Source organism: Pseudomonas sp. CFII68, assembly GCF_000416195.1.
GTDB lineage: Bacteria > Pseudomonadota > Gammaproteobacteria > Pseudomonadales > Pseudomonadaceae > Aquipseudomonas > Aquipseudomonas kilonensis.
Genome location: NZ_ATLN01000123.1, coordinates 192,495 through 203,951, shown reverse-complemented (window position 1 = coordinate 203,951; position 11,457 = coordinate 192,495). Strand labels below are relative to the sequence as shown.

7 protein-coding genes are annotated in these 11,457 nt (G+C 60.5%); 3 read left to right on the top strand and 4 right to left on the bottom strand.

Features of this window, described 5'->3' with window-relative positions:
• Positions 1-10: 10 nt before the first annotated feature.
• On the bottom strand, positions 11-2,545 hold the full coding sequence (locus tag CFII68_RS03150; RefSeq protein ID WP_018613032.1) for a Tc toxin subunit A: 2,535 nt from the start codon (positions 2,543-2,545) through the stop codon (positions 11-13).
• A gap of 236 nt (positions 2,546-2,781) precedes the next feature.
• A complete protein-coding gene (locus CFII68_RS03155) occupies positions 2,782-4,701 on the bottom strand; it encodes a methyl-accepting chemotaxis protein (protein ID WP_018613030.1) in 1,920 nt (639 codons plus the stop codon).
• A gap of 301 nt (positions 4,702-5,002) precedes the next feature.
• Here CFII68_RS03155 and CFII68_RS03160 point away from each other — a divergent pair, with 301 nt between their 5' ends.
• Both CFII68_RS03160 and CFII68_RS03165 read left to right on the top strand, forming a co-directional pair.
• Complete coding sequence (locus CFII68_RS03160; RefSeq protein ID WP_018613028.1) at positions 5,003-5,710, top strand: histidine phosphatase family protein; 708 nt, start codon at positions 5,003-5,005, stop codon at positions 5,708-5,710.
• 8 nt (positions 5,711-5,718) lie between these two features.
• Complete coding sequence (locus CFII68_RS03165; protein WP_018613026.1) at positions 5,719-6,552, top strand: phosphatase PAP2 family protein; 834 nt, start codon at positions 5,719-5,721, stop codon at positions 6,550-6,552.
• 97 nt (positions 6,553-6,649) lie between these two features.
• On the opposite strand, the gene katG is transcribed toward CFII68_RS03165, so the two are convergent.
• Positions 6,650-8,914 carry a catalase/peroxidase HPI gene (gene katG / locus CFII68_RS03170; protein ID WP_018613024.1) on the bottom strand — a complete coding sequence of 755 codons (2,265 nt, stop codon included), beginning with the start codon at positions 8,912-8,914 and terminating at the stop codon, positions 6,650-6,652.
• Positions 8,915-9,284: 370 nt separating this feature from the next.
• Between katG and CFII68_RS03175 the strand changes: the two genes are divergently transcribed.
• Entirely contained in the window at positions 9,285-9,875 is a 591-nt protein-coding gene (locus CFII68_RS03175) for a hypothetical protein (protein WP_018613022.1), read from the top strand.
• Positions 9,876-9,925: 50 nt separating this feature from the next.
• Here CFII68_RS03175 and CFII68_RS03180 read toward each other — a convergent pair whose 3' ends face one another.
• Entirely contained in the window at positions 9,926-11,440 is a 1,515-nt protein-coding gene (locus tag CFII68_RS03180) for an ABC transporter substrate-binding protein (RefSeq protein ID WP_018613020.1), read from the bottom strand.
• Positions 11,441-11,457 lie beyond the last annotated feature (17 nt).

The following is an 11,457-nucleotide window of genomic DNA, read 5'->3' as shown; positions in this document are numbered from 1 at the left end:
AATGTTCACCTCAATGGCACGCAGCGATCAGCCCTTCACCGACGATTTTCCAGTCCTGCGTCAGGCTGTCGTTATTGAGTGTGGCGGCCATGAGCAGTTGGCTTGCCGACAGGCCCGTGCTCAAGCAACACGCCTGGCAACGCATGACCCAATCCACGGCTTGCATCGTGGTGGCGCGTTTGGGCGTCAGCAGCGCTGTCAGGCAGCTCACTTGCTCGGTGCTCCAGCCCAGCAGGTGGGCCAGCAGGCCGTTGACTGCCCCTGCTGAATGTTGCGGTAGGTCTTGGTTGGCGAGCTGCAAGTAATGCAACAGGTTTTCTTCTGACTGCGCCTGATGGCGCGCGCAATGATTGAACCGTTCGAGCAAATACAGCGTTTGAGGTGTAAGCGTCCCTGAACTGTTCGAGGCTAACCACGTGGGATGGTCCATTAACACCTGTAGCGTGCTGCTGCCCAGATGCAATTTCTGGCAGGCTTGCGCGGTACGAAGCACGTGTGCCAGCAATGGCGGAGTTTTGCCGACAGTGGCGATGATGGCCTCGACCATGTCTGTGGCATTCGTGCCGGCCATTTTCATCACGCTGCTACACGATTCGGCGGACACGTCAGCCGTATCGTGCAGCAGTGCTTCTACCAGGCGTTGATAGTCGCTGCTGGACTGGGCGTGCTCTCGCAGTACGGCTAATCGCTCTTCCAGTTTCTGATTCAACGGCAAATCGGGCCCGACAGTCTCGAACAGGCGACACCACTGCAGCACATCGAGATGGTTTTGCTTGAGCCAGTCCGCCGCCCAATCCATCGCCATCAATACGTCGAGAATGTCGGGGTGCGTGGTGTCCAGTGCTCCCGTCACCAATGCCCGGCAGAACGTATCCCCACCCAGTAGCCGAGCCAGTTCCGTGCACTCAAGAGGCGACAGGCCAAACATCCGTGCGATACGGGCCTGGCGGTAGAGCGAAGAGATCGTCGGCAAATCGTTTTTCAGCGGCAGGTACTTTTTAGTCTGTTTCACAAGCAGCAACAGCGCGTCTTCTATGAGAGCAAGCCCCAGACCCGCACCGAGATAGCTGAGTGTTTTGAGGTCTGTGGTATCGAGGTCCGTCGCCTGCTTCCACGCAGGGCGTTCGAGCAAGCGGGTGCGATTGAATACCTGGTCAAACAACGGAACCCGTTCTGCGCAAGCGCCGGTCGGCATGTCGTACAACAGCGAGGCAAACTCCTCAGGGGTGATGCCATGGCGCCGCTTCATGTACTGATAGACCCCAAGCGCCCGCAAGGTATTAGTGCTGAGCGTCATTGCGGTGTTGCCTTCCGAATGCAGGGCATTGACGATCAGCGTATCCAGTTCGGCAAAGGGAATGCCGGTCCATTGCTGCAATCGGACCATTCGCTGCATGCGGTCGAAGCGCTCGTAGGACTTGTGACTGAACCCTTGCCGGGTCGTTTGGGTTTCAAGCACCAGGGCGGGGGATGAAGTGTCGGGACCATTGATGTAAGTAGGACTCTGGCGGTTACGAGTTGAGGGCGGGATATGGGTCGAGGAGCGAGGCCTGTATCTGCCATGTCCCAGTAGCTGCTCGACCTGTTCCGTTGTCAGCCCGGTGCGCTCCTTGAAGAATGTGAAATCACGCAGGCGCCCGACATGTTCAGTGCCGTAGGCTTTTTTCAAGGCCTCGAAATCGGAACCCGAGGCGAGCGGTGCGAGCAAGAGTGCCTGCTGCGCCGGACTGAGCCCTGAAAGCAGTTTTTGCGCCTCGACAGGCGATTGCGAAACGTGTCCATACGTTGAGCCGTCCTGGCAAAACGGCAGTTTCAGGCTGATCCGATAATTGACTTCACCCAGGGCGGGTTTACCTGCGCCCAAGCCAAGCAGGCATTGGTGATGGTGAAGATCATAGGGCAGTGAAAAGGGATAGTGTGCGTCGGCCAAGGCCTGATGGACGGTTGTGCCGTCATCGAGACCGGCCTCGATATGGCTGCGCAACGTGTCGTTGACGATGTTGAGCATCGGGCGTGCAACCAAGGCACTGTGTGGGTCGAGCATCAGCGTGTCGAGGTCCGGTCGACGTTTCTCCAGGGGGATCTTGCGGGCGTGGGTGGAGCTGTTTTCCAACTGCCTGGCAAACAGGTACAGCGCACGCAGGTAGGCCACGGGCGAGTCGATCGCGGCGATGTCACCGTCCTTGCAAAACTGATCCCAGTTTTCCTGGAACAGTGCTTGATAGCTGATCGGCCCGGATGTCGGGTCTGAGCCCAGGCTGCGTCGCACACGGGGCTTGGTGTCGCTGGAGCAGAGTTGATGCTCCAGGTACAAGCGGCTGATCTGTCGAGCGTGGCTCGACGCATTGTCGTAGGCCTGTCCGGCATCTGCATCGCAGTGCCTGGCGAGCGCCTGGGCGAACTGCGTCTTGCCCAGGCGCAGGATGTCGAATACCGATGTCAGCCCCATTCGCTGCAGGGCGGTCTTGAAATCGGTTTTTGCAGCGTCCTCGCCAATTGGCGAGGCAACGAGCGTGTGCAACAGAGAGCCGTTGTCTGCGTCCATGTAGGTGCCTCTCCTGTTCGAACGGAATGTTCTTGTCAGGAGAAAACCGTACAGCAGTACGCAAAAAAAGACGGTAGGACGTGGGCGGGAGATGTGTACGAAAGAGCGATTCGTGGGGCTGCGCTGATGCAAACCCTGTGTGCGAGCTTGCTCGCGATGGCGTCGGATCAGTCAGCATTGAAGTTGACTGAACCACCGCCTTCGCGAGCAAGCTCGCTCCCACAGTGCGTAGGGCGTTAGACGCGGAAGTGGCTGACCATCATCTGCAACTGATTCCCCAACCGTGCCAGTTCGACGCTGGAGGCGGCGGTTTCTTCGCTGGCGGCGGCGGTCTGTTCGGACACGTCGCGCACGTTGATGATGCTGCGGCTGATTTCCTCGGCCACGGCGCTTTGCTGCTCGGCGGCCGCGGCGATCTGCTGGTTCATCGACTGGATGTTCGACACCGTGCGGGTGATGTTCCCCAGTGACGCGCCGGCCTTGCGGGTCAGGGCCACGCTGCTGTCGGTGAGGTTGCGGCTGTTGTTCATCACGGCCGCCACTTGCTGGGTACCGTTCTGCAGGCCGGCCACCAGGCCTTCGATTTCTTCGGTGGATTTCTGCGTGCGCTGGGCCAGGCCACGGACTTCGTCGGCCACCACGGCAAAACCACGTCCGGCTTCACCGGCGCGTGCCGCTTCGATCGCCGCGTTGAGCGCCAGCAGGTTGGTCTGCTCGGCCACGGCCTTGATCACGTCCATGACGCTGCCGATCTTGTCGCTTTCCTGTTGCAGCACGGTCATGGCGTCGGTGGAGCGCGCCACTTCGCTGGCCAGGCGCTCGATCTGGGCGATGGCTTCGCTGACCACCTTGTCACCGGCACGGGCTTCGCCGTCGGCGGCGGCCGCGGCCTGGGAGGCTTCTTCGGCGTTGCGCGCGACTTCCTGCACCGTTGCGGTCATTTCGTGCATGGCGGTCGCGACCTGATCGGTCTCGATTTTCTGGCTGTTGACCCCGGCGCTGGTCTGCTCGGTCACGGCGGACAGTTCTTCGGCGGCGCTGGCGATCTGGGTCACGCCGTCACGGATGCCGCTGATCAGGTCGCGCAGGGTTACGCCCATGCGCGCGATGCCTTGTTGCAGCACGCCCAGTTCATCGCGGCGAGTGACGATGACCGTGTGCGACAGGTCGCCACTGGCAATGCGTTCGACCACGGCCAGGGTTTCGCGCAGCGGGCCGGTGATCTGGCGCGTGATGATCACGGCGGCAATGACGCCGACCAGCAACGCCAGCAGGGTGCTGATCAGTTGCAGGGTGCGGGCCTCGGCGCTTTCGGCGTCGCGGCGGTCGAGTTGGATCTGGTACAGCTGCTCGCTCAACGTCACGATTGACGCGCCCTGTTCAGTCATTTCCTTGCGTGCCTGTACCGCGTCGGCGGTGGCCAGCTTGAAGGCCTGCACGGCGCTGCGGTATTGGGTGAGGGCGTTTTCCAGTTGGCGCAGTTCATCCTGGCGGGTGCTGGAGAAGTGCTCGTTCAGCGGCTTGAGCGACGCGATGGCGGCGTCCAGCTGGGTGACGGCCTTGCGTTCGGTGTCGGCATTGCTATTGGCGGTGTAGCCGCGCACTTCATAGCGGGCCAGCATGAAGTCCTGCTTGGCCTGGGTGATGGCCTGGAACTGGGCGAAACGCTCATCGCCGGGGGCCATTTTCCGCACGTCCGAATCCAGGGTCTCGATCAGCTTGTAGGCGATCTCGGCGTTCGCACCCATGGCATCGCGGGCGGTGTTGCCCGTGCGGTAGGCGCTGCGCATTTTGTTCAGGGACACCTGGTAGGCGCTGATGACTGCGCTCTGCTCCTTGAGCAACTTGACGTTTTCCGGGCTCTTGAAGCTGCTGAGCAGGGCGTTCTGTTGTGTCACAAAACTATCGAGAGTGGTCTGCACGTTTTGGGCGGCGGTCTCGTCACCGTTGGTCAGCATGTATTGCAGGCGCGTGACCCGAAGCTTGGTCAGGCCGGCGTTGAGCTGGGTGATGTCGCTCATCCAGTTGCTACGGTCGATCAGCCCGCCCAGGCTGGTCCAACTGGTCAGGGCCAGCAGGCAGGTCAGTACCAGCACCAGACCGAAGCCCAGGCCCAATTTCATGTTGACGCTAATGTTGCCAAACCAGCTGTTCATCAAATTCCTCCAGGAACGTTGTGCTGCTTGATCGTCGGTACGCTGGAAGATTGTTGTTGTTAAGAGCCAGCAAGAGCATGTAACAGGGCTGTATCGGCCGCTGGTCCTGGATCTGAAAGTTTTTTTCCGAGTATCTGTGGGAGCAAGGCTTGCCCGCGATGAAGGCGATGCGGTCTGCCACAGAATCGAGGTGTCTGTTTCGCGAGCAAGCTTTGCTCCCACACCAAGTTTTTTTTCACATCGCTTTCACTGCCTGCCTACGTCAGCCTCTCTACTGTCGCGCCATCGAATGACTGGGTGGATGCCGTCGGGGCGGCTTGATGTGGAACTGAGACTGAGCCTTTTCGGCCTGAGGCGCTCGATCGATACGCGCCGCTTTGCCCGTTACCAAAACGCTGTGGTCGTGCTGGCTTCGGCGCTGCTGGTCATTCCATTGACCCTCTGGCTGCTCAGCCCGGCGGCGATACCGGACCTGGCCCATGGCAATGTTGCCGGCGCCCGGGCCTTGGCCGATGGCTGGGCCAAGGGCGAGATGATCGTGCTGGTGCGTCATGTCGAGCGCTGCGATCACGCCAAGGCCGCGTGCCTGAATGATCGCGAAGGCATCACTGACCGGGCCCGTGCCGTTGCGGTGGGGTTGGGGGCGCGGTTCGAGCAACTGGGCCTGGACAACGCCGACCTCTACAACAGCCCTCTGGTCCGTGCGGCCCAGACGGCGGGCTACATGTTCAACAAGGTGAGTGCTGGCGACGACTGGCTGATCAATTGCCGCCATGACCTGCTGCGCAATGCCCTGGCCCACAAAGTCGCCGGGCGCAACCTGATCCTGGTCACCCACAGCGAATGCATGCAGGCATTGGAAATCGCGCTCCAGCGGCCCACCTCGACGTTTGGCTACGGCGCTTCGCTGTTCGTCTCCACCGCCCAGCCACAAGCACCGCAGTTGCTCGGTTTTATCGAAGCCTCTGACTGGCGTTCGGCGGCTTTCAGTAACCTTTCCCACGATTAGGACCGCCCATGCTGATGTCTGCTCGCGCCCGTTTCTACGGGCTCAATCTTGGAATTCCCCTGGTCTGCGCCGTGGTGGTGTTTTTGCTGTTCGACATGACTCGCATCGACATCGCCTTCAGCAATTTATTCTACGACCCGCTGCACCAGGTCTTTGCGTTGGAGCACGTGCGGCTGTTCGAGAAAATCACCCATAAGTGGGCCAGGATCATCCCGAACTGGACCGGCGAGGCGGCGATTATCGGGGCGCTGTTGTCGTTTGTCTGGCCGATCTTCAAGCCGCAAAAGCGCCCCGGATTGCTTCGCCTGTTGGAGAAAACCCGGTTGGCCGCGCCGTTGCGTTTTGCCCACAAGCATCGGCGCGACTTTCTCTACGTGGTCTTCGCCTTTTCCCTCAGCAGCGGGGTGATCCATTACCTCAAGGGCCACACCAGCGTGTACTGCCCGGTGGAAACCACCCAATACGCCGGCAAGATCGAGCACAAGGAATGGTTCCAGAATTTCGACCTGCTGAAAGTCGCCGGTGACGGTCGCTGCTGGCCCGGCGGTCATGCGTCCGGCGGCTTTACGATGCTGGCGTTGTATTTCGTCGCTCGCCGCTACCGCTGGCGTCATTCGAAAGCCTTGATGCACGGGGCGCTGGCCTTGGGGTTTGTCTACGGCACGACGCGGGTCCTGCAGGGCTGGCATTACATGTCCCACACGTTCTGGGCGGGGATTTTTGTCTGGTTGAGTTGTTGGCTGATGGCGTTGCTGTTTTATGGGCGGGCGGCTTTGGAGCAACCTGAATGCCAGGCAAAAAAAAGCCCGCTGGGAGAGCGGGCTAAAACCTTAGTTTCTTGAATGAGCGAGGCGACTGTACCCAATCACGCGGGGGCGTGGGGTGAAGAAAAGTTCATGAGGTCGCCTTCTTGCACGACCTCATGCCCGCGGGTTCTTCTCACCTGAGATCAAACCGATCCAGGTTCATCACCTTGACCCATGCCGCGATGAAGTCCTTGACGAACTGCTCCTGGGCATCCGGGCTGGCATAGACTTCGGCCAAGGCCCGTAGCTGGGCGTTGGAGCCGAAGACCAGGTCGACACGGGTGCCGGTCCATTTGACCTGGCCGGTCTTGCGGTCGCGGGCCTCGAAGGTTTCCTGGGTATCGGAAAGGGCTTTCCATTCCACGCCCATGTCGAGCAGGTTGACGAAGAAGTCATTGGTCAACGTCCCGGGCCGTTGGGTAAAGACACCGTGCGCGGTGTGGCCGGCGTTGGTGTCCAGCACCCGCAGACCGCCGATCAGCGCCGTCATTTGTGGGGCGCTGAGGGTCAGCAGTTGGGCCTTGTCGATCAGCAGTGCCTCGGCGGACACGCGGTACCGGCCCTTGAGGTAGTTGCGAAAGCCATCGGCGATGGGCTCGAGAAAACCGAACGACTCGACGTCCGTCTGCTCCTGGCTCGCGTCCATGCGTCCCGGCGCGAACGGTACCGTCACGCTGAGCCCGGCATTTTTCGCGGCTTGTTCAATACCGGCGCTGCCGGCCAGCACGACCAGGTCTGCCAGGGAGATTTTTTTGCCGCCGGACTGGGCGGCGTTGAACTCATTCCGGACCCCTTCGAGGGTCGCCAGCACCTTGGCCAGTTGCTCTGGCTGGTTGGCTGCCCAATCCTTTTGTGGGGCCAGGCGCAGGCGGCCACCGTTGGCGCCGCCGCGTTTGTCGGAACCACGGAAGGTGGAAGCCGCGGCCCACGCCGTAGACACAAGCTGTGAAACCGACAGGCCCGAGGCCAGTAGCTTGCCTTTGAGGGCGGCGATGTCGCTGTCGTTGACCAGCGGATGGTCGACCGCCGGGATAGGGTCTTGCCACAGCAGTTCTTCGTTGGGCAGTTCCGGGCCGAGGTAGCGTGAGAGCGGGCCCATGTCGCGGTGGATCAGCTTGAACCAGGCGCGGGCGAAGGCGTCGGACAACTGGTCGGGGTTGGCCAGGAAGCGCCGGGAGATTTTTTCGTAGATCGGGTCGAAGCGCAGAGCCAGGTCGGTGGTCAGCATCGTTGGGTTGCGCCGTTTGGACGGGTCATGGGCATCGGGGATGATGCCCGCGCCTGCAGCGTTTTTCGGCGTCCATTGGTGCGCACCTGCCGGGCTCTTGGTCAGTTCCCACTCGAAGCCGAACAGGTTCTCCAGGTAGTTATTGCTCCAGCGGGTGGGGGTGGTGGTCCAGGTGACTTCCAGGCCACTGGTGATGGTGTCGGCGCCTTTACCGGTGCCGAAGGTGCTCTTCCAGCCCAGGCCTTGCAGCTCCAGGCCAGCGGCTTCGGGCTCGGCACCGACGTTGTCCGCAGGGCCTGCGCCGTGGGTCTTGCCGAAGGCGTGGCCGCCAGCAATCAATGCCACGGTTTCCTCGTCGTTCATCGCCATGCGGGCGAAGGTTTCGCGGATGTCCACCCCGGCGGCGACCGGGTCCGGCTGGCCCTCGGGGCCTTCCGGGTTGACGTAGATCAGCCCCATCTGCACGGCGGCCAGCGGGTTTTCCAGGTTGCGGCCCTCGTCAGTGCGACTTTCTTCGTTGCCAGGCTCGGCCACCAATTGGCCTTCGCCAGGATCTTGCATGGCGGCTTTGTCGGGCTTGCCGTAGCGAACATCGCCCCCCAGCCATTTGTTTTCCGACCCCCAGTAGACGTCTTCATCCGGCTCCCAGACATCGGCGCGGCCTCCGGAAAAACCGAAGGTCTTGAAGCCCATGGACTCCAGCGCGACGTTGCCGGTGAGGACGATCAGGTCAGCCCAGGAAATATTGCGACCATACTTCTGCTTGATCGGCCACAGCAGCCGACGTGCCTTGTCGAGGCTGACGTTGTCTGGCCAACTGTTGAGCGGTGCAAACCGCTGCTGGCCGGAACCCGCCCCACCGCGCCCGTCACCGGTGCGGTAGGTGCCTGCGCTGTGCCAGGCCATGCGGACAAACAGCGGACCATAGTGGCCGAAGTCTGCCGGCCACCAGTCTTGCGAGTCGGTCATCAGTGCATTCAGGTCTTGTTTCAAGGCCTGGAAGTCCAGGCGCTTGAACGCTTGGGCATAGTTGAAATCCTCGCCCATGGGATCGGACAGCGAGGAGTGCTGGTGCAGGATCTTCAGATTCAGCTGGTTCGGCCACCAGTCGCGGTTCGTCGTACCACCGCCAGCGGCGTGATTGAACGGGCATTTCGATTCGTTTCCCATGAGAAGCTACCTTTGGTCGTATTCATCCAGCTATCGAGCCCGGCCGGGCTTCGAATAGCGACAGGCGAAATAAATGACTCAGGGCGCAGGGCTCACAGTTCGCTCAACTGATCGTGTGCGGCCACACGGCAACACACGAGAGGTCTGGTTACCCATTCGGTGGCCCACGGCAAGCCCAGTACGTTTCTGAACGCTTCGTATCTCTTTGTCAGGTTTCACGGGCCGGATTACACCAGCCTGAATTCAGGCTAGTCCCCCTTTGCCAGATAGCTAATAGGCGCAGTATTAACGGTCGATAGGGATAATCTTTTACCGGGGCCCCGCAGTGAGGCAGATGATATGAACAGCGCCTGCCGTGACGGACCCAATAATGAACAAATGCCCGCGCAGCACGGCCTTCCACGAAGCGGGTCATGCCCTGGCCTTTTGGTGGAACGGCCAACCGATAAAACGCATCACCGTGCGTACCAAGGCTGAAGCCTGCACGGGACCTCTGTTCGACCTGCGCGGCAACCCGCAATACGCAGAAGGGTTGGTGGAAGCTGACTACCTTGTCGCGCGTCCGGCCTTCGAAGCCCCGGGGATCGCTGAATACTTGCCCTCGATGGTCGATGCCATTGAGCGGGACCTGCTCCATTGCTTCGCGGGGCCGGTGGCCGAAGCAGTCTACCGGCACCGCCGATCCGATCGGCTGATCAGGGGCAGTGGTCGGGGTGACCTGGACCGGGGGCAGGAATTGATCAGCCTGCTACCACCGCGCAAACTGCTCGATGCCCAATCCCAGGCCATCACTCGTTGCAGTTGCCTGGTGCACCGTTACTGGCCGGCTGTCAGCGCCGTGGCGGGCTTTCTGCAAGAGCACGGCACGGTTGAGGGCAATGCTGTCACAGCGCTGCTGTGCGAGATGACCGGGGAGTGGCCGATGTTGCTTGGCCATCAAGTGGCAAGCCTCGATTCGTGATCAAGGCGTTGCCACTGGCCTTATCCGACTCGGATAAAAGCCACTACTCGCTAGCGCTTCACCGTTTCCTCAAGAGAGAAGCGTCCCAGTGGGTTTTGTTGGAAGTGCTCGATGTTCTTGCGCGAAATATTGATGTAGGGGCTGTAGTAGAGATCGATCCAGTTGACGTCCTGCTTGGCAATCGCCTGAAGGTCGGTATACATCTGCTTGCGCTTGGTCGGGTCCACTTCTACCCGCGCCGCCGCGACCAGATCCTTGACCTTGTCGTTCTTGTAGCGGGTCATGTAATTCATGTTGGTGTCATGTCCCAGCACGAAGGTGGTCTTCTGGTCCGGGTCGAGGATGTCGTTGGTCCAGTACATCACGGACAGATCGTAATCGCCGTCGATCAGCATTTGCCAACTCTGGGTTGGGTCGACTTTCTGCAAGGTGGCTGTCACGCCGACTGCTGCGAGCTGTTGCTGGACCAGCACGGCGATCTGCTCGTCGGCTTCATTGCCCGCATTGACCACATAGTTGAGCTTCAGGCCTGAAGCGCCTGCATCCGCCAGCATTTTCCTGGCTTTTTCCGGGTCGTACGGGCGCTGCAGATTATCGGCATTGTGATAAAGCGCGCCTTTAGGAATGTAGGAATAAGCCACCTGGCCATGGCCGAACGTCACAGTATCGACCAGGGATTTTTTGTTGATCGCAAGGTCCAGGGCCTGGCGTACTTCAGGCTTGCCCAGCAGTCCGTGCGCATGGTTGATCAGCAGATGATCCTCGCGGGTGGAGGGATCCATGTGTACGACCAGGTTGGGGTCTTTCTTCAGGGTTTCGACGCGCGAGAAGGGCACGAAGATCGCCGAATCCAGTTCCCCGGCCTGTACCTTCAACATCCGCGTATTGTCATCCGGGATGGAGATCCATTCCACGCCATCCAGGCTCACCTTGTCGGCTTGCCAGAAGTTGGGGTTCTTCTCCAGCACCACGCGATCACCGCGTAGCCACTCCTTGACGATAAAGGCGCCAGAGGCAACGGGGTCCTGGGCATAGGCTTCCTCACCCATTTTTTCCATGGCCTTTTGCGACAGGATGGAGACGTTGGGCAACGCCAGCTGCGCGAGGAAGGGCACTGAAGGGCTCGTGAGTGTCACCACCAGTGTCTGCGGGTCGGGTGCTTGGGCCTTGTCGATAATCTTGTAGGAGTCGCTCCACAGGGACCCTTTGTTGTCGCGAATGCGCAACAGACTGAACGCTGCATCGCTGGCGGTAATCGGTGAGCCGTCGGAGAACTTGGCCGAGCGTAGTTTGAAGGTGTAAGTCAGGCCATCGTCGGAAACCTGCCAGCTTTCGGCCAGCCCCGGCACCAGCTTGGTACCGGTGTTGTCGACGCGCACCAATACGTCGTAGACATTGGAGAACACCCAGTTATCACGGTTCTGCGCGCTTTTGATCGGGTCGAACGTCGTACTTTCTTCACGGCAACCGATGGTCAGCACGCCTGCCGCCTGGGCGACACCGGCTGCCAGTGTGCAAACGGTCAACGTCGCGGCGGTCAGCAACTTCAAATGTTTCGATCGCATGGTCAAACTCCCTATTG